Origin of the sequence: Phaeobacter sp. JH20_37, from assembly GCF_048056015.1 — a bacterium.
Lineage (GTDB): Bacteria > Pseudomonadota > Alphaproteobacteria > Rhodobacterales > Rhodobacteraceae > Phaeobacter > Phaeobacter bryozoorum.
In genome coordinates this window covers 198645-222139 of sequence record NZ_JAYMWW010000022.1, presented here as the reverse complement: position 1 = coordinate 222139, position 23495 = coordinate 198645, and the positions used below count along the sequence as shown (strand labels likewise).

The 23495-nt window shown below is 63.6% G+C and carries 20 protein-coding genes; 8 read left to right on the top strand and 12 right to left on the bottom strand.

Translation table 11 applies throughout. From position 1 onward, the window contains the following. The first annotated feature begins 385 nt into the window (after nt 1-385). Complete coding sequence (locus VWZ87_RS19180; RefSeq protein ID WP_340547319.1) at nt 386-2071, top strand: tryptophan halogenase family protein; 1686 nt, start codon at nt 386-388, stop codon at nt 2069-2071. Nucleotides 2072-2181: 110 nt separating this feature from the next. Here the strand turns inward: VWZ87_RS19180 and VWZ87_RS19175 are convergent, their stop codons facing one another. From VWZ87_RS19175 to VWZ87_RS19140, 8 genes are all read right to left on the bottom strand, one after another. Then, complete coding sequence (locus tag VWZ87_RS19175; protein ID WP_416536686.1) at nt 2182-4197, bottom strand: M3 family metallopeptidase; 2016 nt, start codon at nt 4195-4197, stop codon at nt 2182-2184. A 96-nt stretch (nt 4198-4293) separates the two neighbouring features. After that, nucleotides 4294-5127 (bottom strand): amino acid ABC transporter permease, encoded by an 834-nt coding sequence (locus VWZ87_RS19170; protein WP_416536685.1) that lies wholly within the window; start codon nt 5125-5127, stop codon nt 4294-4296. Between the two features lie 65 nt (nt 5128-5192). Beyond that, on the bottom strand, nt 5193-6005 hold the full coding sequence (locus VWZ87_RS19165; RefSeq protein ID WP_416536684.1) for a transporter substrate-binding domain-containing protein: 813 nt from the start codon (nt 6003-6005) through the stop codon (nt 5193-5195). 49 nt (nt 6006-6054) lie between these two features. Further along, nucleotides 6055-7161: a HesA/MoeB/ThiF family protein gene (locus VWZ87_RS19160; RefSeq protein ID WP_416536683.1), complete on the bottom strand. Its 1107-nt coding sequence runs from the start codon at nt 7159-7161 to the stop codon at nt 6055-6057. Continuing rightward, a complete protein-coding gene (gene dut, locus VWZ87_RS19155; RefSeq protein ID WP_340547324.1) occupies nt 7161-7616 on the bottom strand; it encodes a dUTP diphosphatase in 456 nt (151 codons plus the stop codon). The genes VWZ87_RS19160 and dut overlap by 1 nt, the downstream gene beginning before the upstream one ends. 42 nt (nt 7617-7658) lie before the next feature. Further along, nucleotides 7659-8861: a bifunctional phosphopantothenoylcysteine decarboxylase/phosphopantothenate--cysteine ligase CoaBC gene (gene coaBC / locus VWZ87_RS19150; protein ID WP_340547325.1), complete on the bottom strand. Its 1203-nt coding sequence runs from the start codon at nt 8859-8861 to the stop codon at nt 7659-7661. A 100-nt stretch (nt 8862-8961) separates the two neighbouring features. After that, a complete protein-coding gene (locus VWZ87_RS19145; RefSeq protein WP_416536682.1) occupies nt 8962-9921 on the bottom strand; it encodes a ChaN family lipoprotein in 960 nt (319 codons plus the stop codon). Then, nucleotides 9918-10796 carry an RNA polymerase factor sigma-32 gene (locus VWZ87_RS19140; RefSeq protein WP_340547327.1) on the bottom strand — a complete coding sequence of 293 codons (879 nt, stop codon included), beginning with the start codon at nt 10794-10796 and terminating at the stop codon, nt 9918-9920. Before VWZ87_RS19140 ends, VWZ87_RS19145 begins: the two co-directional genes overlap by 4 nt. Nucleotides 10797-11088: 292 nt before the next feature. Between VWZ87_RS19140 and cobU the strand changes: the two genes are divergently transcribed. From cobU to VWZ87_RS19120, 4 genes are all read left to right on the top strand, one after another. Next, nucleotides 11089-11607 carry a bifunctional adenosylcobinamide kinase/adenosylcobinamide-phosphate guanylyltransferase gene (gene cobU, locus VWZ87_RS19135; protein ID WP_416536681.1) on the top strand — a complete coding sequence of 173 codons (519 nt, stop codon included), beginning with the start codon at nt 11089-11091 and terminating at the stop codon, nt 11605-11607. Next, complete coding sequence (locus tag VWZ87_RS19130; RefSeq protein WP_416536680.1) at nt 11604-12209, top strand: histidine phosphatase family protein; 606 nt, start codon at nt 11604-11606, stop codon at nt 12207-12209. The genes cobU and VWZ87_RS19130 overlap by 4 nt, the downstream gene beginning before the upstream one ends. 58 nt (nt 12210-12267) lie before the next feature. Next, nucleotides 12268-12951 carry a glutathione S-transferase gene (locus VWZ87_RS19125; RefSeq protein WP_416536679.1) on the top strand — a complete coding sequence of 228 codons (684 nt, stop codon included), beginning with the start codon at nt 12268-12270 and terminating at the stop codon, nt 12949-12951. A gap of 144 nt (nt 12952-13095) precedes the next feature. Next, nucleotides 13096-14598 (top strand): YifB family Mg chelatase-like AAA ATPase, encoded by a 1503-nt coding sequence (locus tag VWZ87_RS19120; protein ID WP_416536678.1) that lies wholly within the window; start codon nt 13096-13098, stop codon nt 14596-14598. A gap of 21 nt (nt 14599-14619) precedes the next feature. On the opposite strand, the gene gshB is transcribed toward VWZ87_RS19120, so the two are convergent. The 3 genes from gshB to rsmI form a co-directional block, all read right to left on the bottom strand. After that, nucleotides 14620-15552, bottom strand: coding sequence for a glutathione synthase (gene gshB, locus VWZ87_RS19115; RefSeq protein ID WP_340547332.1), 933 nt, complete (start codon nt 15550-15552; stop codon nt 14620-14622). A 97-nt stretch (nt 15553-15649) separates the two neighbouring features. Continuing rightward, nucleotides 15650-16006, bottom strand: coding sequence for a YraN family protein (locus tag VWZ87_RS19110; protein WP_340547531.1), 357 nt, complete (start codon nt 16004-16006; stop codon nt 15650-15652). A gap of 50 nt (nt 16007-16056) precedes the next feature. Continuing rightward, on the bottom strand, nt 16057-16917 hold the full coding sequence (gene rsmI / locus VWZ87_RS19105; protein ID WP_416536677.1) for a 16S rRNA (cytidine(1402)-2'-O)-methyltransferase: 861 nt from the start codon (nt 16915-16917) through the stop codon (nt 16057-16059). An 84-nt stretch (nt 16918-17001) separates the two neighbouring features. Between rsmI and VWZ87_RS19100 the strand changes: the two genes are divergently transcribed. Genes VWZ87_RS19100 through murJ form a run of 3 tightly spaced genes read left to right on the top strand, consistent with a single transcriptional unit; the run spans nt 17002 to nt 22512 of the window. Continuing rightward, nucleotides 17002-18174, top strand: a complete 1173-nt coding sequence (locus tag VWZ87_RS19100) for a penicillin-binding protein activator (RefSeq protein WP_340547334.1) — start codon at nt 17002-17004, stop codon at nt 18172-18174. Next, nucleotides 18134-20962, top strand: coding sequence for a [protein-PII] uridylyltransferase (locus VWZ87_RS19095; protein ID WP_340547335.1), 2829 nt, complete (start codon nt 18134-18136; stop codon nt 20960-20962). The genes VWZ87_RS19100 and VWZ87_RS19095 overlap by 41 nt, the downstream gene beginning before the upstream one ends. After that, nucleotides 20959-22512: a murein biosynthesis integral membrane protein MurJ gene (gene murJ / locus VWZ87_RS19090; protein WP_416536676.1), complete on the top strand. Its 1554-nt coding sequence runs from the start codon at nt 20959-20961 to the stop codon at nt 22510-22512. The genes VWZ87_RS19095 and murJ overlap by 4 nt, the downstream gene beginning before the upstream one ends. A 146-nt stretch (nt 22513-22658) precedes the next feature. Here murJ and bhcR read toward each other — a convergent pair whose 3' ends face one another. After that, nucleotides 22659-23483, bottom strand: coding sequence for an HTH-type transcriptional regulator BhcR (gene bhcR, locus VWZ87_RS19085; RefSeq protein WP_416536675.1), 825 nt, complete (start codon nt 23481-23483; stop codon nt 22659-22661). Nucleotides 23484-23495: the final 12 nt, after the last annotated feature.

Sequence of the window (23495 nt, the reverse complement as noted above, 5' to 3'; positions counted from 1 at the left end):
GCCCCTCTCCGCCCCCGTGGCGGCGCCGTCCACTTTATGCCGCAACCGCCCGGTTGCAGAACAAGTCCCCAGTTCCAAGACTGGCAGATCAGCACGGCAGCATCCCCCGGACGACCACAGGTCGCGCCGGTGATGACCCGTGTCTGGACAACAGCCACCCCGACGCACCATGCCGGGCCGCGTTTGCACAGCACCGATCATCATCGAAATTTCCAAATAGTGCAGCCCCAATCCGCCCCCGGCCATGTCCCCGCAAAACCACGATCAGCGCGACGTCGGGTCCGCTCAGCCCCGTCCAGACCGGCTGAGCGCCATAATGGCTGGCCAAATGCGAGAAACTTGCGCTACGGTTCTTCAAAAAACATAAAAACAGGGACGGAACTAGATGAACAATCGCTTAAGGAAGATCACCATCGTTGGCGGCGGCACGGCGGGGTGGATGACGGCGCTGATCCTGGAGACGGAATTCTCCCGCACCTCGGCACCAAAGGACTGCCCGCGGATCTGCCTGATCGAAAGCCCAAATATCGCCACGGTCGGCGTCGGAGAGGCAACGGTGCCACGGATGCCGAAGACGCTTCGTCAGGCGGGCATATCCGAACGCAATTTCTTCCGCGAAACCAACGCCTCCTTCAAGCTCGGTGTGAAATTCTGCAACTGGAACAAGGACCCGAAGGGCAATCGCATCGACTATGTGAACCCCTTTGCCCATGGTCAACTGCTGGAGGGGCTGGAGGCCGCTGAATATTTCCTGCGCTTTGGCAACGGCGACCGGGATTTCACCCAGTCCATCGCGCCACATGATGATCTGGGCCGCCTGTGCAAGGGTGCGCGCCCCTTGGGTCAACCGGAGTTCGAACAGCGGTTCGGCTATGCCTATCATCTGGACGCGGTGAAATTTGCAGGCATGCTCACCAGGGTCTGCACCAAACGCGGTGTTGAGCATATTCAGGACGAGGTGACATCGGTCGAACTGGATGAACAGGGCAATGTCAGCCACCTGATGCTGGAACAGCGCGGCCGCCACGATATCGAAATGGTCATCGACTGCACCGGTTTCCGCGGGCTGATCATCAATCAGGCGCTGGGTGAGCCGTTCATGGATTATTCCGACTACCTGCCCAATGACCGCGCCATGGCCTTGCAGATTGAACATCCCGACCCGGAAAAAATCGAAAGCCTGACCCGCTCCACCGCCCTTGGGGCCGGCTGGACGTGGCGCGTGCCGCTCTACAATCGCGTGGGCACCGGCTATGTGTTCTCCTCGGCCCATCGCACCGATGATCAGGCGGCGGATGAATACCTTGAATGGCTGGGCGACAGTGGCAAAGGGGCGACGCCACGGGTGATCCCGATGCGGATCGGACGCGTGCGCAATGCCTGGGTCAAGAACTGTCTGGCCATTGGTCTGGCCGGCGGGTTTATCGAACCGCTGGAAAGCACCGCGATCCACATGATCGACCACGCCGTGCGCTGGTTTGCCGAACATCTGCCAACGCGCGAGATCGCCCCCTCCCTGCGCAGCCGATACAACCGGCAGATGGACAAGCTCTATGACGAGGTGCTGGAATTCATCTGCCTGCACTACCGGCTGGGCAACCGCACCGATGACCAATACTGGATCGACGCCCGCACGGAGATGAAGATCCCGGATCGCCTTGCCGAGAACCTTGAACTCTGGCAGCACCGCCTGCCGATGCCCCATGATATCGAATTTGCCACCCTGTTTGATTACCGGGTCTACCAGACCGTGCTTCTTGGAAAACAGGTCTATGATACCGGCTATGGCCCCGGCATCCGGGATCGTCTGCGCCCATTGAAGAAACCGATCTGGTTCCAGTGGTGGAAGGGCGCGAAGGTGGATCTGGCGAACATCCTGAAGTCAATGCCGGATCACAAAACCCTGCTGCGCGACATCCGCGGCGAACTGGACCAGCCAAGCTTTGGCATGGCGGCGGCGATGAAACCGACAGTGCCGATGCCCGGCGCCGCCCCGGTGCCCTGGGCGATCCAGAACATGCCGAGCTTCAGCGAGATTGAGAGCGGTCAGAAAGACCTGCAACTGTTCTAGGCAGGCCTGCGCCCCCCCTCACCGCAGATCACGGGGGCACAACCACAAACGAGAGAGGGCAGACGCATCGCACCTGCCCTCTCACATTTCAGAAAAAACCAGTGTGCGGATTATTTTGCCGCCAGCCCCCGCCCCTTCAGCAACGCATCGACACCGGGCAGTCGGCCCCGGAACGCCGTGTACAGCTCCGCCGGATCGCGCGAGCCGCCGGTCGACAGGATATGCGCCTCCAGCGCCTTGGCGCGTTCGGGGTCAAAAGCACCGCCCGCCTCCTCAAATGCGGCAAAGGCATCGGCGTCCATCACCTCCGACCACATGTAGCTGTAATACCCCGAGGAATAGCCGTCGCCCGAGAACACATGGGCGAAATGCGGGGTGGCGTGGCGCATGATGATCGCCGACGGCATCCCGATCTCGGCCAGAACCTCGGCCTGTCTTGCCATCGGATCCTTCGGCGCAGGCCCGTCGTGAAATGCCAGATCCACCAGTGCAGAGGCCACATATTCCACCGTCTGGAACCCCATATCAAAGGTCGAGGCCGCCAGCACCCGGTCGCGCATCTCCACCGGCATCGGTTTGCCGGTTTCCGCATGGGTGGCGAATTTGCCCAGAACCTCCGGCACATCCAGCCAGTGCTCATAGAGCTGCGAGGGCAGCTCGACAAAATCGCGCGCCACCGAGGTGCCGGAGATGCTCTCGTAACTCACATCCGACAGCATCTGGTGCAGCGCATGGCCGAACTCGTGGAACAACGTGCGCGCATCATCATAAGACAAGAGCGCCGGATCCCCCTTGGCAAAGTTGCAGACGTTGATCACAACCGGTGTCTGCACCTTGGGGAAATTCGCCTGGCTGCGCATTGCCGAACACCACGCACCGGAGCGTTTGGAGGAGCGGGCGAAATAGTCACCAATGAACACGGCCACATGCGCGCCATTGCGGGTCACCTCCCAGGCGCGGCAATCCTCGTGATAGAGCGGCACATCAAGCGGCGTGAACTCCAGCCCGAACAGCCGTGTCGCGCAGTCAAACGACGCCTCGATCATCCGGTCCAGCTGGAAATATGGCTTCAGCTCCGCCTCATCCAGATCATGCTCTGCCTTGCGCCGTTTCTCCGCGTAATAGCGCCAGTCCCAGGGCTCCAGCTCGCCGTTGATGCCATCATCCTGCATCATCTTCGTCAGCACCCAGGCATCCGCTTCCGCCTGCGCCTTGGCCGGTTCCCAGACCTGCATCAGCAGATCGCGCACCGCGGCCGGGGTCTTGGCCATCTCGGTCTCCAGCTTGTAGGCCGCGAAATTCTCATAGCCAAGCAGCTTGGCCCGCTCTTCGCGCAGGGCCAGAATTTCGGCGGCAATCTTGCGGTTGTCGCTGTCGCCGCCATTGGCACCACGCGCGGCCCAGGCCTCGAACGCCGTCTTGCGCAGGTCGCGGCGGGGCGAGAATTGCAAAAACGGAGTGATGAGCGAGCGCGACAGCGTGACCGCCGGCCCCTCCAGCCCCTTGTCCTTGCCCGCCGCGCGAGCCGCATCGACGACAAACTGCGGCAGGCCGGTCAGATCCTCTTCGCCGAGCTCCATATACCAGCTGCGTTCATCCGCCAGCAGGTTCTGGGTAAACTCGGTCCCAAGGGTCGCGAGCCGGGATTTGATCTCCTGCATGCGGGTGTCATCCGCGCCTTCCAGCGCCGCACCCCCGCGTACAAATCCGCGATGGGTCAGCATCAGGACGCGCTGCTGTTCCTCGGTCAGATCCAGCGTATCGCGCTGATCCCACACCGATTTGACGCGCGCATAAAGCGCCTTGTTGGCGGTGATGGCGGAAAAATGCGCCGCCAGCTTCGGGGAAAACGCCCGCTGCAACGCTTCGCGCTCGGGGTTACTGTCCGCACCAGCCACGCTGTAGAACACCGACAAAACCTGCTCCAGCTCGCGGCAGGGGGTTTCCAGCGCCTCGATCACATTGGCAAATGTCGGCGCCTCGTCCGAGGCGGCAATGGCGTCAATCTGCGCCTTATGCGTAGCCAGCGCCTCATCCAGCGCAGGGGCAAAATCACTGTCCTTGATCTGGTCGAAGGGGGCAATTTCAAACGGCGTGTCCCAGTTGGACAGCAGCGGATTGGTCATGGCAAATCTCCTTTGTGAGGAAGCTATGCCCGCCCCTGCCCGCCGTCCAGAGGCACAGTCGAGAGAATTTCACCGATTGCCGCCGGAGCCTGCCCGCTACCGGCGCTCCTCGCGGCGACGCAGGTGTTTCTCAAACCGCCTGAGCATCAGCGACAGGCCAATTGTTAGCGTGAGGTAAATCAGCGCCACCACATTATAGGTCTCGAAATAACGGAAATTGCCCACCGCCGTGATCTTGCCCAGCTGGGTGACATCGGCGACCCCCAGCACAGAAACCAGCGAACTGTCCTTTACCAGTGCCACAAAATCATTGCCAAGCGGCGGCAGGATGGTGCGGATCGCCTGCGGAAACACGACAAAGCGAAAGCGGTGCCAGCGGCTGAGACCCAGAGCCTTGGCCGCCTCGATCTGGCCCGCATCCACCGATTGCAGACCGGCGCGGAACACCTCTGAAATAAAAGCGGAATAGGCGATCATCAGCGCGATAATGGCCCGCCACAGCAGTGGGAAATTGCGGGTACGGATCGGGTCCAACCCGATCTGCGCGCCGATCCAGTTGCGCAGTTCCACCAGCGCTGGCGCCAGCACAAAGGCGACGTAAAGCAGCAGCACGATGATCGGGATGCCCCGCACCACCTCGATATAGAACCGCGCACCCTGCCGGATCACCAGCCAGCGCGATCCCGCAGCCAGCGCCAGCCCAAGCCCCAGAAGAGAGGCCAGGAAAAAGCTCACCAGCGTGACAAAGATCGTCAGCTGGACGCCGCGCATCAGGGTGCTGAGGATATTGAGATAGAGATCATCCGAAACCACCCGCCAGATCAGCGTCGCCCCGATCAGGATCACCGCCGCCAGCCACCATGGGAAATCTTCTTTTTTGCTGTCCGCCCGACGGTTTTGCCTGCCCGGTCTTGGCTCTTGCTCGTTCATCTCTGCCCCATGATGTGGAAATCCCCGGCGCTAGGGCCGGGGATTGGTCATAGTCTGCCGCCGGGTCAGCCGCCCAGCTTATACTCCAGGAACCACTTGGTGTTCAGCGCATCGAGCGTGCCATCCGCCTCCATCGAGGCGATGGCGGCGTTGATCGGCGCCACCAGATCGCTGCCCTTGGGGAAGATGAAGCCGAAATCCTCGGTCCCGAGCGGCTCGCCCACGATCTTCAGCGCCCCGTCCGAGGCCTGCACATAGCCATTGGCGGCGGTGCTGTCCGACAGCGCCAGATCCACATCGCCCGTGCGCAGCGCCTGAATCGCCGCGCCAAAGGTTTCAAACAGCTTGATCCGCGGGTTGGCCTCATCGCCGTCAAGGATATCATAGACGGTCACATAAAACGGCGTGGTGCCGGGCTGGGCCCCGGCCAGAAGATCCGCATTGGCAGCAAAACTGGCGGCATCGTCAAAGCGGCTCTCATCCCCGGCCACGATCATGCGCATCTGCGAGGTCAGGTATTTGTCGGAGAAATCCACTTTTTCCTTGCGGTCGTCGCGGATGGTGATGCCCGTCATGCCCATGTCATACTGGCCATCGCTCACCGCCGGGATCATTGCGTCCCAGCTGGTGGTTTCATAGACGACTGTGATGTTGATCCGCTCGGCGATCTCCGCCATGGCGTCATATTCCCAGCCGATGGCCGTGCCGCTGGCAGGGTCGACAAATTGCAGCGGCGGATAGGCGTTCTCCACCGAGACCACCACTTCGCGCCCCTCAAGGTCCGGCAGATCCGCCGCTGTGGCAGCGGTAGACAGCAGGGCCAGGCCTGCGGCAGCGGCGATGGTTTTCACCGCGCCCTGGGTCATGTTGAATGTCATTTTGTCCTCCCCTTTGGTTTTGATTGATCAATCGCTGCGTCTGGTTCCGTCAGACCCCCTCCGCGCGCCTGCTGATGAGCGCCGCGTGAGGCTCCACGCCGGCATCGGCGCCACCGGCACAGATCGGGCAATCGGGCTGGCCGCGCAGGGTGATCTTGCGGCTTTCGGCATAAAGGCCGTCATAGATCAGCATCTCACCACGCAGCACCGCACCGGCACCGGTCAGCGCCTTCACCGCCTCCAGCGCCATCATCGCGCCGATGACACCGGGCAGCGGCCCGACCACCCCGGCCTCGGAACAGCTGGGCGCCAGCCCGGCCGCAGGTGCTTCGGGAAAGATGCACTGATAGCAGGGGCCGCTGACCGAGGGCTGGAACAGCGAGATCTGCCCCTCCCACTGCGACAGCGCGCCTGAAATCAACGGCTTGCCCAGCGCCACCGCCGTGCGATTGGCCAGATAGCGGGTTTCGAAGTTGTCGGTGCCGTCGAGAATCAGATCGTAATCGGCAAAAAGATCCGCCGCGATCTCGGCATCCAGGCGGCGATGATAGGGGCGCACCTCCACATAGGGGTTCTGCGCCACCATCGCGGCCTGCGCCGAAAACACCTTGGGCCGCCCGATATCATCATCGCGGTGAATGACCTGCCGTTGCAGATTGGCGTTCTCCACCAGATCATCGTCGATGACGCCGATGGTGCCGACGCCAGCGGCGGCCAGATATTGCAGCGCAGGCGCGCCCAGACCACCGGCTCCGATCACCAGCACGCGGGCGTTGCGCAGTTTTTTCTGCCCGGGGCCACCCAGCTCGCGCAGGACAATATGGCGGGCGTAGCGTTCCAGCTCTGTCTCGGAGAATTTCTGCGACCGGGGCGGGGTCGCCTCACTGTCGGCCGCCTCCGGCTGCGCCCGATTGCGCAGGACACGCAGCCCCTGACGGTAGCCCAGCACCAGCGCCACAGCCCCCGCCAGCATCAGCCAGGGGGCGGCGGTTTCCCCGGTGGCCAGCCGCAGCGGCGCGGTCGCAGGCAGGGTCAGATGCAGCGTCAGGATCGCACCATAGAGCAATGCCAACAGGCTGAACCGCAAACGGCGTCCCAGCCCCAGGAAGTGGCCGCCCCACCAGATCAATGCTGCAAGGACAAGGATCGACAGCATCAGCCCTGCCCCGTCGAGCCGAAACCGCCAGACCCGCGCGGCGTCTCATCCAGCGTTTCGACCAGCTGGAACTCCGCCCGCAGCACCGGTGCCACCACCATCTGCGCAATGCGGTCCCCATGGGCGATGTCAAACGCGGCCTCGCCGGCATTCATCACAATCACCCCAAGCGGACCACGATAGTCGCTGTCGATGGTTCCGGGGGTATTGGGCAGGGTGATGCCATGTTTCAGCGCCAGACCCGAGCGCGGGCGGATCTGCACCTCATAGCCCTCGGGGATCGCCAGCCGCAGGCCCGTGGGCACCAGCGCGCGGGCACCGGGGGCAAGCGTCAGGCTGGCGCGATCCGGCAGATTGGCGCGCAGATCGGCGCCTGCCGCGCCGCTGGTCTGATAGGCGGGCAGCGGCACCTCCCGGTCTGCGCCTTCGTCATATGTGATACGGATATCGACCATTCTGTGCCTGATCCCTCTTGGTTTCGTCCTGTGCGGCTCTGTTCAGCCCGTCTCCGCCAGCGCCTGTGCAATGCGGTCGGCCAGCTTGCGGGCAACCGCGTCCTTGTCCATGCGCGGCCAGCTTTCGGCGCCTGCATCGGAGATCAGGATCACCGCGTTCTCACGGCCGCCCATGATACCGGTTGCCGGGGAGACGTCATTGGCGACAATCCAGTCGCAGCCCTTGCGCAGGCGTTTGGCGGTGGCATTGTCAACCACATCATTGGTCTCCGCCGCAAAGCCGACGACAAGTCCCGGTCGCCCCTGCTCCAGCCGCGACACGGTCTTGAGAATGTCGGGGTTCTCGGCAAATTCCATCACCGGCAGCCCATCCTTGGATTTCTTCAGCTTGCGATCCGATGCGCTGGTCACACGCCAGTCGGCAACCGCCGCGGCAAAGACACCGGCATCTGCGGGCAGCGCCGCTGACACCGCCTCGGCCATCTCCCGCGCGGTCTCAACGGCCACCACTTCGACGCCATCGGGCGGCGCAACGCTGGCCGGGCCCGTGATGAAGACCACTTCAGCACCCAGATCGCGCAGAGCACGGGCCAGCGCTGTCCCCTGCGCGCCCGACGATCGGTTGGCGATGTAGCGCACCGGGTCGATCGGCTCATGCGTCGGGCCGGAGGTCACGACGATGCGCCGCCCCTTGAGCGGTCCATCGGACAGTTTCGCGGCAATGGCGGCAACAATGGCGTCCGGTTCCGCCAGACGGCCGGGACCAAATTCGCCGCAGGCCATGCCGCCCTCATCCGGGCCGACGCAGGACACACCATCCGCCATCAGGCTTGCCAGATTGCGCTGGGTCGCGGGGTGCTGCCACATGCGCACATTCATCGCAGGAGCCAGCAGCACCGGAGTATCTGTGGCCAGCAGCAGGGTTGAGGCCAGGTCATTGGCGTGACCATGGGCCATCTTCGCCATCAGATCCGCCGTGGCCGGGGCCACCACCAGTAGATCCGCACTGCGCGACAGCTGGATATGGCCCATCTCCGCCTCGGCGGTGAGGTCAAAGAGATCGCGGTGCACCGCCTGCCCGGCCAGCGCCGAAACGGACAGCGGAGTTACAAATTCCTCGCCCGCCTTGGTCAGGACCGGCACCACCTCGGCACCCTGATCCTGCAGGCGGCGGATCAGCTCCAGCGATTTATAGGCGGCAATCCCGCCACCGATGATCAGGAGAATACGTTTGTTCGCCAGCATTTGCCTATCCTTGCCGCAGATCCCGGCAAACTCTACTGCGCCCTGTCGCCAGTGTGAAACGGTTTTCCGCAGGGCGTCTGCCGCAGCGCGCGCGTGCCCCTCACTGGAACGCCAGACAGGGATCGGCGCGCGGGACTGGATCTGCCTCCATCACCACATCAAACGTCCCCTCGATCTGCCCGCCCTCGGACTGGCCCAGAGCGGTGATCTTCAGCGCCGGGCGCGCCTGCCGCAAGGCCAGCGGCGCGCCACGATCCAGCCGGGCATGGCCATTGCCGGTCACCACCACGACCGGCCCCGGATTCTGATCGCCAGATTGCCTGACCGGGTCTGCGGCGACGTGATCCAGCGCCGCCACAACAGCGCGGGCCAGCACCGCATCGCGCAGCCGCTGAAGCTCAACCAGAACCGGCAGCATCTCGTCCGGCATCGCATTGCAATGGCTGGCCAGCTGATCGGCTTCACGCGCCGCCTGCTCTGCCTCATCCAGCGGGGTGGAGAGCCCAAAGGCCACCGCATCAGGACCAAAGACCCCCGCCACGCCCTGTTCCATCGCGCGGCGGGTTTCCGTTCGCGGGACCAGCGCGCCGAACTGCGCCGCCCCGTGACTGGCGGCAAAGACCGGTTGATAAAGCGCGAACTCAGGCCAGCCGGACTGCGTCCAGTCGAGCGTCTCTGCCAGTGCCGGACCATCCTGCAACAGATCCGGTGTCAGCGCTGCCGCCTGCGTCGCCGTGATCATCTCCCAGACCACAGTGGCGGGCTGGAGCGCGGTGATGATCTCTGCCTGCACCGCGTGATGGGCGGGGTTGTCGTGGATCTCGCCCAGAAACACCACGTCAGCCCCGGCCAGAACCGGCAGCACCTCCGCCACCGAGCTGGCCAGCACCGCAGGCGGGCGGACCTGTCCACTGTGTTCGTCCGCGCGGGCCGTGCCGGTCATGACGGCAGCCGCGACAAGAACGCCGACGGCGATCGGTCGCCATGCCGCCGCGCAGATGCAAAAGGCGCGCCCGAAGTCGGACACGCCTTTGATCATGATAGGTATGTGAGATGTCATAGGAGGAAGTTCTGAACTTCCCGTGAGCAGGTTTCAAGCGATTTGCGCATCTTCTGAAAGGCGCCCGCCTCGAGCTGGCGGACACGCTCCTTGGACAGGCCCAGCTCCGTGCCGAGGCTCTCCAACGTGCGCGGCTTGTCCCGCAGCTTGCGTTCGGTGATGATGAAGCGTTCGCGGTCGTTCAGCGCCTGCATCGCCTCCACCAGCCAGATCCTGAGCTGCCTGGTGTCATGGCTTTCCTCGACCAGCTCAGCGGCCTGGGCGCTGTCGTCCTCCAGCGCTTCGATCCATTCGCGGCCCTCTTCCTCGGCCGATTGCACCGCATTCAGCGAGAAATCCGCCCCGGCCAGCCGCCCGTCCATCATCTGCACATCGCGCAGCGGCACACCGATTTCGGTGGCGATCTTCTGATGCAGCTGGTGCTGATCCAGCTGGGTGCCCTCGGACTGGGCCTGACGCTCCAGCTGGGCCTGCACCCGACGCATATTGAAGAACAGCGACTTCTGAGCCGAGGTCGACCCGGTCCGCACCATCGACCAGTTGCGCATCACATAATCCTGAATCGACGCCTTGATCCACCAGACCGCATAGGTCGAAAAGCGCACCCCACGGTCAGGGTCGAATTTATCGGCCGCCTTCATCAGGCCCAGCCCGGCCTCCTGAATGAGATCATTCATCGGCGCGCCGTAGCGGCGGAATTTGGAGGCCATGGAGATCGCCAGTCGCATATAGGCATTGATCAGCCGATGCAGCGCCTGCACGTCCCGCTCATCCCGCCAGGCGTAGGCCAGTCGCAATTCGGTCTCAGCGTCCAGCAATTCCGCCTTCATTGCCCGCTTGGGCAACGGGTTTTCGATCATGGTATCAAGAGCCATTTTTCTTCCCCGTAGATGAATTTTGATCTAAATACGGGCGATGCGCCCTCTTGGATCACTTCAGTCTTGGTAAATTCCCGAAAATCAGGCTCGGGACTGTCGTCTCGGCCCCCAGCGTGGTTGGACAGGCGCGAAATGCGCCGCCACAGCGGGCCGGTCCGGGTGCAATCAACCTCTGAAATCAGCGTCATCTCTGCTGGCCTGACGCGCGCCCGTGGTCAACACATCTTGTGTTGCGCCGCACCCGTGGCTACCCAGTCACGCAACACTCGATAGCTTCAGGGTAATAAAAGTGCCGACTAAAGTCACATTCATTCTGGGCGGTGCGGCATCGGGCAAATCGGCCTATGCCGAGGAAATCTGCCTAAACTCAGGGAAAGACAGGGTTTATCTGGCCACTTCACAAGTGTTTGACGAGGAGATGCGGGCCAAGGTGGACCGCCATCTGCATCAGCGCGGCGCCGGCTGGACCACCCATGAGGCGCCACGGGACCTCGCGCCGCTGCTCGACTCGCTGCGCGCCGACCAGATCTGCCTGCTGGACTGCGCCACCATGTGGCTCAGCAATCAGATGCTGGCGGAGGCGGATCTGATTGCTGAGCAGGCAGCGCTGATGGCCGCCTTGCAGCGCTGCGCCGCCGAGGTGGTGGTGGTGTCAAACGAGGTGGGCCATGGCATCGTCCCCGACAATGCGCTGGCCCGGCAGTTCCGCGAGGCGCAGGGCCGACTGAATATCGCATTGGCCGGGGTGGCCGACCGGGCTGTGCTGGTCACCGCCGGGCTGCCGCAGGTGCTGAAAGGAACGCTATGAGCAACGATGCGATCACGAGACTGTTTCTGGTCCGTCACGGCCCGACCCATGCCAAATCCATGGTTGGCTGGTCCGATCTGCCCGCCGATCTGTCCGATACCGCCGCGCTGGACCGGCTGCACGGGTACCTGCCCCCCGAGGCGCTGGTGGTGTCCTCGGACCTCAGCCGGGCGCGCGATACGGCGACGGCCATCGGGCGCGACCGGCAGCGGCTGGCGGACCAGCCGGCGCTGCGCGAAATCCATTTCGGCGCCTGGGAGTTGCGCAGCTGGCGCGAGATTGATGCCGAAGACCCCGAGCGTATCCGCGCCTATTGGGAAACCCCCGGCGATGTGACCCCGCCCGGCGGCGAGAGCTGGAATCAGGTATGCGCGCGGGTAAACGCAGCCATCGATGGTCTGATCGAGGCGCATCGCGGCCGGGATCTGGTGGTGGTTGGCCATTTCGGCCAGATCCTGACGCAGATCCAGCGCGCCGAGCAGCTGACCGCCGAGGAGGCCTTTTCGCATCGGATCGACAACCTGTCGGTCACCGAGATCACCCATCAGGGCAGCAGCCGGGATCGCGGCTGGGGGCGTGGTAGAATAAATCACATTCCGTGATGGGTTAGCGCACAAATATTCTGTTTCAGAATAACTTGAGGCACGCTAACCTCGCGACATGACTTATCAACTCTATATCGGTGATCGCAAGTATTCCAGCTGGTCGTTGCGCGGCTGGCTGATGCTGGAAAAATTCAACCTGCCTCATGAGGTCTCGCTGGTCGAGATGTTCTCGGGCACCATGGCGGAGAAGATGGCGGCACTGGCCCCGGCACGGCTGCTGCCGACGCTGCAATTGCCGGATGGCACGGTGATTGGTGAAACCGTCGCCATCGCCGAAACGCTTGCGGAACGGCACCCGGAGGCTGGCATGTGGCCGCAGGATCCGCGCCAGCGGGCAACGGCACGCTGGCTGGTGGCCGAGATGGCCTCGGGCTTTGGTGCGCTGCGCAGCGCCTGCCCAATGCAATTGGCACATATCTATCAGGGGTTTGAACCCTCTGACGCGGTGCTGGCAGATCTCAAGCGGATTGAAACACTGTTCGCCCATGCACGCGATGTGTCCGGCAGCAAGGATGGCTGGCTGTTTGGCAGCTATTCCATCGCGGATGCGTTCTATGCGCCAGTGGCGGCTCGCATCGTCGGCTTTGATCTGCCTGTTTCGGACGAGATGCGTGCCTATTGCCGCGTCACCCTGTCCGACCCCGTGCTGCGCCGCTGGCAGGACCGCATTGACGAGGTGAGCTATGCAACCGATCCCTACCCGATTGATCTGCCGCGCAAACCCTGGCAGCTGAGCTGACCTCACTGTCCCCGGCATCGCCCCGGCGCCCCCTGGCATCAGGGTGAATAAAACGTAAAACCGCAGCGGCATCGCCGGTGCGTTAACGACTCCGAAACCACGTTGGCCAAGCATCTCTCCCCACCCACAGCGGAAAGGGGAGAGATGATTTCGCGCGCCTATTCCGTTGCGTTTCAAGGCGTCGAGGCCCGCCCGGTCGAGGTGCAATGTGCGGTCGCCCTAGGTCTGCCGGCTTTCTCCATCGTCGGCCTGCCGGATAAGGCGGTCAGCGAGGCCCGCGAGCGGGTCCGGTCGGCGCTGGCGACGATGTCGATTGCCCTGCCCTCGCGCCGGATCACCGTAAACCTGTCGCCTGCCGATCTGCCCAAGGAGGGCAGCCATTTTGATCTGCCGATCGCGCTGGCGCTGCTGGCGGCGATTGGGATCATCCCGCCCGAGGCGGCCTCTGAGACCATTGCCCTGGGCGAGCTGTCGCTGGATGGCAATCTGGTGCCGGTGGTGGGTGCCCTGCCTGCCGCCATGGCCGCCGCCAGCGAAGGACGGCGGCTGCTCTGCCCGAAAGCCTCGGGTGCGGAGGCGGCCTGGGTCAGCGATGCGACGGTGATCGCGGCGGGCGGTCTGGCGGATGTGGTGGCGCATTTCACCGGGCAGATGGTGATCCCCCCCGCCGCCCCCGGCGAGGTGATTGATCCCCCCGCGGGAAAGGATCTGCGCGATGTGAAGGGGCAGGAACGGGCCAAGCGCGCGCTGGAGATTGCCGCGGCCGGTCGACATCATCTCTATATGGTCGGCGCGCCGGGATCGGGGAAATCCATGCTGGCGGCGCGGCTGCCCTCGATCCTGCCGCCGCTAAGCGCGGCCGAAGCACTGGAGACCTCAATGATCCAGTCGCTTTGCGGGTTGATCGACGAAGGCGGCATTCGGCGCAGCCGCCCCTACCGCGAGCCGCATCACACCGCCTCGATGGCGGCCATTGTCGGGGGCGGGCGCAGGGCGCAGCCGGGCGAGATCAGCCTGGCGCATAATGGTGTGCTGTTTCTTGATGAGCTGCCGGAATTCAGCCGGGCAGTGCTGGAGACGCTGCGCCAGCCGTTGGAAACCGGCCATGTGAATGTGGCACGTGCAAATGCCCATGTCAGCTACCCGAGTCGGTTCATGCTGGTGGCGGCGGCCAACCCCTGCAAATGTGGCGCGCTCAGCGATGCCAATCGCGCCTGTGCAAGGGCGCCGCAGTGTTCGGCGGATTATCTCGGCCGTATCTCCGGGCCGCTGATGGACCGGTTCGATCTGCGGGTGGATGTGCCGCCGGTCGGCTTTGCCGATCTGGATCTGCCGGGTGATGGCGAGACCTCGGCGGAGGTGGCCGTGCGGGTTGCCATCGCGCGGGAGGTCCAGGCCAGCCGCTACCGCCAACATCCCCAGCTGCGGCAGAATGCCGATGCCGAGGGCCAGCTGCTGGAGGAGGTGGCGACGCCCGACAGCGAAGGCCGGGCCCTGCTGTTGCAGGCGGCGGACCGGTTCGGGCTGACCGCGCGTGGCTATCACCGGGTGCTGCGCATCGCCCGCACCATCGCCGATCTGGATGGGGCGCCGGATGTCCGCCGCCCCCATATCGCCGAAGCGATCAGTTTTCGGATTGCCGCCTGAGGCGTGTTCTCACGCGAGAGCTCAGAGCTTGGCTTCGATCGCCTGCCAGATCTTCTCGGCGATATTGACGCCGTCGAAGCGTTCCAGCTCCTGAATGCCGGTCGGCGAGGTCACGTTGATCTCGGTCAGGTAGTCGCCGATCACGTCGATACCGACAAAGACCTGCCCTTTTTCGCGCAGCAATGGCCCGATGGCGGCGCAGATTTCGCGGTCGCGGTCGGTCAGGCCGATTTTCTCCGGCCGGCCGCCGACATGCATGTTGGAACGGGTTTCCCCCGCCGCAGGCACCCGGTTGATTGCGCCGACGGCTTCGCCATCGACCAGGATCACCCGTTTGTCGCCATTGCTCACATCCGGCAGGAATTTCTGCACGATCAGCGGCTCGCGGCTGAAGCCGGTGAACAGCTCATGCAGCGAGGTCAGGTTGCGGTCGTCGCGGTCCAGCCGGAACACGCCGGCACCGCCGTTGCCGTAGAGCGGCTTCAGAATGATATCGCCATGTTTTTCCTTGAACGCCTTGATCGTCTCAAGATCGCGGGCAATGGCGGTGGGCGGCGTCAGCTCCGGGAAATCCAGAACCAGCAGTTTCTCCGGGTAGTTACGCACCCAGAAGGGATCATTGACCACCAGCGTCTGACCCTTCAGCCGGTCCAACAGATGGGTCGAGGTGATATAGTGCATGTCAAAGGGCGGATCCTGCCGCAGCCAGACCACGTCGAAGTCGCTCAGGTCGACTTCGCGACGCGGACCCAGCTCCGCCGGGTGTCCGGCCACGCGCTGAACGGTCATATCATGGCCGCGCGCGGTGATGCGGCCCTCCTGATAGGCCAGCTGGTCGGGGCCATAGAAAAACAGGCTATGCCCGCGCGCCTGCGCTTCCTCAGCTAGGCGAAAACTGCTGTCGGCATTGATATCAACGTCGGTGATCGGGTCCATTTGAAAGGCGATTTTCATAATGTCAGTCCCTCATGACATGGGCAAAATGACATGGGCAAACCGCCCACGCCGAATACATGACCCAGCTTGGCGACAGGTTCAATGGCAGAGACGCTCAACCTTGACCATAGGCGTTTTCCATCACCTCAACCCTGCCGGTTCCATCAACCACCGCCACATCCAGCCGCGACTCGGTCAGCTGCCCGGCAGGTTCGCCGGCCAGAAACCCGGCGGCGCTGGTCATCATGCGCTGCATCTGGGTGCTGTTGATGCGGGCGATCGCCTCATCGCGGCTGACGCTGTGCTTGACCTCGACAAAGACCACCATCGCCCCAAGCCGCAGGATCAGGTCGATTTCGGCGCCACCGCCGCGCCAGCGGCGCGCCGCGACCGTGTATCCCCCGCGTTCATAGAACCGGGCGACCAGCTCTTCCGCGGCGTACCCGGCGTGATGGGATCTAGATCCACGCAGCCCGCGCGCAGAGGGCCGTCCGGGCGGGGTATCTGCCCGCCCGGCCATGCTCAGCCTGCGTCCTTGGCCATGTCGAGCGCCAATTGATAGATCTTGCGGCGCGGCAGATTGTGCATTTCGGCAACGATGGAGGCGGCGTCTTTCACGGAGTTGTCCTTTAGGGCGGCGCGCAGATCGCTGTCGAGATCGCCATCGCTGACACTGGCGCCGCGCGCACGGTCCACCAGAACCACAATTTCGCCTTTCACCGGGGATTGTTCCAGTCCTTCGGCGAGGGTCAGCAGGGTATCGCGGCGCACCTCCTCGAATTTCTTGGTGATTTCACGGCAGAGCGCCGCCGGCCGGTCGCCCAATACGCCCGCCATGTCGCGCAGCGAGGCGGCAATCCGCTTGGGCGATTCGTAAAACACAAGCGTGCCGGGGACGGCGGCCAGCTCCTCCAGCCGTTTGCATCTTGCGCCACTGGCGTTGGGCAGAAAGCCTGCAAAGAAAAACGCATCCGTTGGCAGTCCGGCCAATGTCAGCGCCGCCAGCGCCGCAGAGGCGCCGGGCGCAACCGTGACCATATGCCCGGCCTCGGCGGCGGCGCGGCTGAGATCATAGCCCGGATCGGCAATAAGCGGCATACCCGCCTCGGAGGCATAGGCCACGGATTGACCCGCCTCCAGCGCCGCCAGAAGCCGTCCGCGCGCACCAGCGCCGCTGTGATCGTGATAGGCCACGATCTGCCGCCCATTGAGCGGAACACCGTGGATTTCCATCAGCTTACGCAGAGAACGGGTGTCCTCGGCGGCGATCATGTCAGCGGAGGCCAGCACGTCAAGCGCCCGCAAAGTGATGTCGCGCGCGGTGCCGATGGGCGTCGCGACGAAGTAGAGCCCGCATGGCAAATGGACGATCTTGTGATTCACGCTGGACCCGCCTTGTTGGTCGTTTATGATCCCTCAGGTACCAACACGGCGTACGCCGCCGGACAAGGGAGTTTCAAGTCCATTATGTTTGCTGTTTTTCAACACGCCCGCAAGGCGGCACTGGCCGCTGCAACCGTTGTTTCGACGCTGGCACTGGCCGCCTGTGACACCTTGCCGACTGGCAGCGGGCCGTCGATCAACACGACCAAACCCGTTCCGGTCGCCCTGTTGGTTCCGCGTGGCTCGGCGCAGCCCGGTGACGCGCTGCTGGCCAAGAGCCTTGAAAACGCTGCCCGCATGGCGATCGCCGATCTCAACGGGGCGCAGATCGACCTGCGGATCTATGACACCGCCGGCGTACCGCAGCAGGCCGCAACCGCAGCAACCACCGCGATCAACGATGGCGCGCGGATCATTCTGGGGCCAGTCTATGCCGAGGCCGCAAATGCCGCAGGTCTGGTCGCCGCACAGCGCAACGTCAATGTGCTGGCGTTTTCCAACAACACCGCCATTGCCGGCGGCAATGTCTTCATCCTCGGGCCGACCTTTGACAATACCGCGCGACGCCTGACCAGCTATGCCAGCCGTCAGGGCAAGGGCAATATGGTGATCGTCAGCGGCAGTGACCCAGCAGGTCAGGCCGGCCGCGTGGCGATCGAACGTGCCGCCGCCGGGACCGGAGCAAATATCAACGGCTCCGTCAGCTATGAGCTGTCGCAGCAGGGCGTGATCAACGCGATCCCGACGATCCGGTCAACCGTTGCCAGCAGCGGCGCGCAGTCGGTGTTCCTGACGGCAAATACCGCAGGCGCCCTGCCCCTGCTGACGCAGCTGATGCCCGAAGCCGGTGTCGATCCTGCGGTAACGCAGTATATCGGCCTCACCCGCTGGGATATTCCGGCGCAGACGCTGGCCCTGCCGGGTGTGCAGGGTGGCTGGTTCGCAATGCCCGACACCAACCGGTCGCAGCAGTTCCGCAGCCGCTATCAGGCCAGCTATGGCGCCGCGCCGCATCCGATCGGTGGTCTGGCCTATGATGGGATTGCCGCAATCGGTGCGCTGGTGAGTGCCGGCAAATCCGACGCGCTGACCGGCGCGGCACTGACCCGTGGCAACGGGTTCCAGGGCACCGGCGGCATCTTCCGCCTGCGCCCAGATGGCACCAATGAACGCGGCCTTGCGGTTGCGACAATCCAAGAACAGAAGGTTGTGGTTATTGACCCAGCTCCCAGCAGCTTCGCCGGTGCCGGATTCTGATCCAGCGCTGCCGGACACCGTCCATCTGCCACCCTTGCTGGGGCCGCTGATCTGCGACCCCGGCAAAATTTTTGACGCCGTTGCCGTGCGCGCCGCCATCACCGCCCTGTCGCGGGATTGCTCGGCGGCGGAGCTGCGCGCTGGCGTTGTGAAAATCCTACGCGAGGCCAATCTGGCCGGGCGCGCCGCCATCGCCGAGGCCTTTGCCGAGGAGCCCTTTGCGGCGCGGGCGCTGACCCGGTCTTATGTCTATCTGACCGATGGGCTGGTTACTGCCGCCTATTTCACCGCCACCAGCCTGCTGCATCCGCTGGCCAACCCGACCCAGGGCGAGCGGATCGCGGTGATTGCCGTTGGCGGCTATGGCCGTGGTGAAATGGCACCGCAGTCCGATGTGGATCTGCTGTTCCTCACCCCCTACAAGATCACCGCCTGGGCCGAGAGCGCGATTGAATCGATGCTCTATATCCTGTGGGATCTGCGCCTGAAGGTGGGCCATTCGAGCCGCACCATCCGTGACTGCATCCGTCTGGGGGGCGAGGATTTCACCATTCGCACCGCCATGCTGGAACAGCGGTTTCTGGATGGCGATGCCGGGCTGGCGGCTGATCTGGATCGGCGGCTCAATGCGGAGCTGTTTTCCAAGGACGCCCGCGATTTCGTCGAGGCCAAGCTGGCCGAGCGCGATGCGCGCCACCTGAAACAGGGCGAACGCTATGTGGTGGAACCCAACGTCAAGGAAGGCAAAGGCGGGCTGCGCGACCTGCAATCGCTCTATTGGATCGCCAAATACCTGTACCAGGTGCAGGATGTCGCCGAACTGGTGCCGATGGGGCTGTTCAGCCCGGAAGAGCTGGATTCCTTTGCCAAGGCGGAGAATTTCCTCTGGGCGGTGCGGGCGCATCTGCATCTGCTGACCAAACGCGCCACCGAGCAGCTGAGTTTCGACCTACAGGTCGAGGTCGCCGCCCGTATGGGCTATGAGGATCGGGCTGGTCGCCGCGCCGTCGAGGTCTTCATGCAGGAGTATTTCCGCCACGCCACCAAGGTGGGTGACGTGACCCGGATCTTTCTCACCAAACTGGAAGCCACCCATCAGAAGAGCGAGCCGCTGCTGGAGCGGATTTTCCGCCGTCGCCCGAGGGTCAAACCCGGCTATGTGGTGGTGCACAACCGGTTGGATGTCTCTGATCCCGAAGCCTTCTGCGCGGATAAGCTGAACCTGTTGCGGATCTTTGAGGAGGCGCTGCGGACGGGGATGCTGATCCACCCGGATGCCATGCGGCTGGTGACCGCCAGCCTGCATCTGGTCGACGACGAGATGCGCAACGACAAGGAAGCGCGGCGGATTTTTCTGGATCTGCTGCTGAAACACGGCAACCCGGAACGCGCGCTGCGGCGGATGAACGAACTGGGGGTGCTCAGCGCCTTTGTGCCCGAATTCGAGCCGATCGTGGCGATGATGCAGTTCAATATGTATCACTCCTACACAGTGGATGAGCACACCATTCAGGTGATCTCCAACTTTGCCGCCATCGAGCGGGGCGAGCTGGAGGACGAGCTGCCGCTGTCCTCCACCGTGATCCGCAAGGGGGTCAATCGCAAGGTGCTGATGGTCGCCATGCTGCTGCATGATATCGGCAAGGGGCGCGAGCAGGATCATTCGATCCTGGGGGCACAGATTGCCCGGCGTGTGGCGCCCCGGCTTGGTCTCAACAAAAGCGAAAGCGAAACCGTTGAATGGCTGGTGCGCTATCACCTGCTGATGTCGGATATGGCGCAGAAACGCGATATTGCCGATCCGCGCACGGTGCGCGGCTTTGCCAAGGCGGTAAAGACGATCAAGCGGCTGGACCTGCTGCTGCTGCTGACGGTCTGCGACATTCGCGGCGTCGGGCCGGATACCTGGAACAACTGGAAGGCCGCGCTACTGCGGGCGCTTTATAACCAGACCCGCGAGGCGCTGGAGAATGGCGTAGAGGCGCTGAACCGCGCCCATCGCGGCACCGAGGCCAAGAAGGCCCTGCGCGCCGCCCTGCCCGACTGGCCCAAGGCCGATCTGAAGATCGAGACCGCCCGCCACTATGACCCCTACTGGCAGGGGCTGCATGTGACGGCCCATATTGATTTTGCTGAGATGCTGCGCGAACTGACCGATCTGGACGACCCGGGTGGGGTGATCATCCGCCTGCACCCCGATGAGGATCGCGACGCCACCCGCGCCTGTTTCTCGATGGCCGATCACCCCGGCATCTTTGCCCGGATTGCCGGCGCGCTGGCACTGGTGGGCGCGAATGTGGTGGATGCGCGGTCCTATACCACCAAGGACGGCTATGTGACGGATGCCTTCTGGATCCAGGATTCCGAAGGTCACCCCTATGAGGCCGCCCGGCTGCCGCGTCTGCGCGAGATGATCCACAAGACCCTGAAGGGCGAGGTGATCACCGGCGAGGCGCTGAAATCGCGCGACAAGATCAAGAAGCGCGAGCGGGCGTTTAACGTGCCGACGCATATCACCTTTGATAATGATGGCTCGGAGATCTACACGATCATCGAGGTCGACACCCGCGACCGCCCCGGTCTGCTCTATGATCTGGCGCGCACACTGGCGGGGGCCAATATCTATATCGCCAATGCGATCATCGCGACCTATGGCGAGCAGGTGGTCGATGCGTTTTATGTGAAGGATATGTTCGGGTTGAAATACTACTCCGAATCCAAACAGAAATCGCTGGAGGCCAAGCTGCGCAACGCCATCGCCGAAGGGGCAAAGCGGGCCGGATCATGAAGCCGATCAAACTGCTGTCGGGCTTTCTCACCGTCGGATTCTGGACGCTGGCAAGCCGCATCCTGGGGTTTCTGCGTGAAATCCTGATCACCGCCTATATCGGGCCGGGTCCGTTGATGGATGCCTTTGTGGCCGCTTTCCGGCTGCCGAACATGTTCCGCCGCTTCTTTGCCGAGGGCGCGTTCAACGCGGCTTTTGTGCCGATGTTTGCCAAGCGACTGGAGAGCGGCGAGGATCCGCAGGGGTTTGCGCAGGAGGCGTTTAACCTGCTGGCGGTGACCGTGCTGCTGCTGGTGGGGATTGGCATGGTGTTCATGCCGGCCCTGGTCTGGGCCACGGCGGGCGGTTTTGTTGGCGATGCGCGGTTTGATCTGGCGGTGGGCTACGGGCAGATCGTCTTTCCCTATATTCTGTTCATGTCGCTGGCGGCGCTGTTTTCCGGCGTGCTGAATGCCACCGGTCGGTTTGCGGCGGCGGCGGCGGCGCCTGTCTTGCTCAATATCTTTGCCTGCGCGGCCATGGTGGCGGGCGCGGTGCTGGGGGGCGAGGTGATCACCTGGCTGGTCTGGACCATTCCGGTTGCAGGGGTTGCACAGCTGGCGCTGGTGTGGATCGCCGCCAGCCGGACCGGTATCCGCCTGCGCCCCGGCCTGCCGCGCTGGACCCCGCGCATGAAGAAGCTCGTCCGTGTGGCGCTGCCGGCAGCACTGGCGATGGGGGTCACGCAGATCAATCTGGTGGTCGGCCAGCAGGTGGCCTCTGACATTGAAAACGCGGTGAGCTGGCTGTTTGTCGCCGATCGCCTCTATCAGCTGCCGCTGGGGGTGGTGGGGATTGCGATTGGCATCGTGCTGCTGCCGGATCTGTCGCGCCGTCTGCGGGCGGGGGACGATGCGGGCGGGCGCGATGCGTTTTCCCGTGCCGGGGAATTTTCGCTATTGCTGACCCTGCCCTCGACTGCGGCGTTTCTGGCGGTGCCTGTTGTGCTGGTGTCGGTCCTTTATGAGCGTGGCGCCACCGGGGCCGAGGATGTGGCCGCCATTGCGCTGGCGGTGGCGATCTATGGCGCGGGCCTGCCGGCATTTGTGCTGCAAAAAGTGCTGCAACCGCTGTTCTTTGCCCGCGAGGACACCCGTTCGCCATTTCACTATGCGCTGGTGGCGATGGTCATCAATGCCGCTCTTGCCTTTGGTCTGAAACCCTATCTGGGCTGGATCGCCCCCGCCATCGCGGCGACGGTGGCGGGCTGGGCGATGGTCGCCTGCCTGTGGCTGGGGGCCCGCCGTATGGGAGAGGTCGCGCGCTTCGATCAGCGCTTCTATGACCGGAGCCTGCGCATCCTGGCGGCCTCCGCCATCATGGGGCTGGCGCTATTCGGCGTGGTACAGAGCTTTGGCTGGCTGTTCTACCTGCCCAGCTGGCGCTACCTCGCACTGCTGGGCCTGATCGTGCTGGGCGCGGTGGTCTATTTCGGCGTCGGCCAGATCATCGGGGCGGTGCGCCTCGGCGACCTGAAACGCTCGGTCCGCCGGGGCGGCGACACGGGGTGACGGGGGTGCGGCCGGTGCGTCTGTAGCCCCCGCCAAGTTGGGTTCTGGCAGAGGTTCGTGTTGCTGCGCATCGCGCTGATTGGTGAGGTGCGCGGCAAGAGAGCTGGGCAGAGAGCCCATCGCAACCGGCGCTGCACTCATCCGGGTCAGATCTGCTCCGGGATAACGCCGCCGCTCCTGAGGGTAATTTCGGCGGCGGCCTTGGACACCGCTGCGCCGAACTGTGCAACATGCGCGTCATCAAACCTGATGCTGGGGCCTGAAATTGACACACCGGCACAGGGTTTGCCGAATTCATCAAAGATCGCGCTGCCGATGCACGACATGCCTTCGTAGCGCTCTTCGCTGTCAAAGGACCAGCCACGCGCGCGGATCTGCGCAAGATCCTCGAACAGGGATTTCGGGCTGGTATGGGTATTGGCCGTGAATTGCTGCAGGCCCGCTTTTGTCAGCAACTGGGTGACTTTCTCTTCTGACAGCTGTGACAGAATGGCCTTACCGGTGCCGGACGCATGCATGGCCGTGCGCGTGCTCGGCGGGAAGAACGCGCGGATCGGATTATGTGTTTCGACCTGCCCGATAAAGACAACCTCCGCGGCGGCGGGCACCGCCAGATTCGCAGTCTCGCCGGTCTGCTCCATAAGCAGCTGCATGACGGGGCGCCCGATCTCGGCAAGGTTTCGGCGTTTCAGAAAGGACGAGCCGGTGCGAAAGGCCTCGATCCCTATGAGCCAGTCCTGGCGGTCTTCATCGAAGGTGACGAAGTTGTGCTTTTGCAGGGTCATCAGAATGCGATGGGTCGTGGCTGTGGGAACGCCGACGGTCAACGACAAATCCGTCAGCGTCAGACGATCCGCGCGTGCAATGGCTGTCAGCACACCAAGGGCACGATCCAAAGACTGAAGCGTGCCTGCACTGCTTTCGGTGAATTGTGACTTCGGTCTGCCACGGGACCGTTTCTGTTTTTGCATCGTCATTCCTGG

What these genes read in the sequence shown, in the direction of transcription:
- VWZ87_RS19180 (WP_340547319.1), top strand. Translation starts at nt 386, where the DNA reads ATGAACAATCGCTTAAGGAAGATCACCATCGTTGGCGGCGGCACGGCG.
- VWZ87_RS19175 (WP_416536686.1), bottom strand. Translation starts at nt 4,197, where the DNA reads ATGACCAATCCGCTGCTGTCCAACTGGGACACGCCGTTTGAAATTGCC.
- VWZ87_RS19170 (WP_416536685.1), bottom strand. Translation starts at nt 5,127, where the DNA reads ATGAACGAGCAAGAGCCAAGACCGGGCAGGCAAAACCGTCGGGCGGAC.
- VWZ87_RS19165 (WP_416536684.1), bottom strand. Translation starts at nt 6,005, where the DNA reads ATGACATTCAACATGACCCAGGGCGCGGTGAAAACCATCGCCGCTGCC.
- VWZ87_RS19160 (WP_416536683.1), bottom strand. Translation starts at nt 7,161, where the DNA reads ATGCTGTCGATCCTTGTCCTTGCAGCATTGATCTGGTGGGGCGGCCAC.
- dut (WP_340547324.1), bottom strand. Translation starts at nt 7,616, where the DNA reads ATGGTCGATATCCGTATCACATATGACGAAGGCGCAGACCGGGAGGTG.
- coaBC (WP_340547325.1), bottom strand. Translation starts at nt 8,861, where the DNA reads ATGCTGGCGAACAAACGTATTCTCCTGATCATCGGTGGCGGGATTGCC.
- VWZ87_RS19145 (WP_416536682.1), bottom strand. Translation starts at nt 9,921, where the DNA reads ATGACATCTCACATACCTATCATGATCAAAGGCGTGTCCGACTTCGGG.
- VWZ87_RS19140 (WP_340547327.1), bottom strand. Translation starts at nt 10,796, where the DNA reads ATGGCTCTTGATACCATGATCGAAAACCCGTTGCCCAAGCGGGCAATG.
- VWZ87_RS19130 (WP_416536680.1), top strand. Translation starts at nt 11,604, where the DNA reads ATGAGCAACGATGCGATCACGAGACTGTTTCTGGTCCGTCACGGCCCG.
- VWZ87_RS19125 (WP_416536679.1), top strand. Translation starts at nt 12,268, where the DNA reads ATGACTTATCAACTCTATATCGGTGATCGCAAGTATTCCAGCTGGTCG.
- VWZ87_RS19120 (WP_416536678.1), top strand. Translation starts at nt 13,096, where the DNA reads ATGATTTCGCGCGCCTATTCCGTTGCGTTTCAAGGCGTCGAGGCCCGC.
- gshB (WP_340547332.1), bottom strand. Translation starts at nt 15,552, where the DNA reads ATGAAAATCGCCTTTCAAATGGACCCGATCACCGACGTTGATATCAAT.
- VWZ87_RS19100 (WP_340547334.1), top strand. Translation starts at nt 17,002, where the DNA reads ATGTTTGCTGTTTTTCAACACGCCCGCAAGGCGGCACTGGCCGCTGCA.
- murJ (WP_416536676.1), top strand. Translation starts at nt 20,959, where the DNA reads ATGAAGCCGATCAAACTGCTGTCGGGCTTTCTCACCGTCGGATTCTGG.
- bhcR (WP_416536675.1), bottom strand. Translation starts at nt 23,483, where the DNA reads ATGCAAAAACAGAAACGGTCCCGTGGCAGACCGAAGTCACAATTCACC.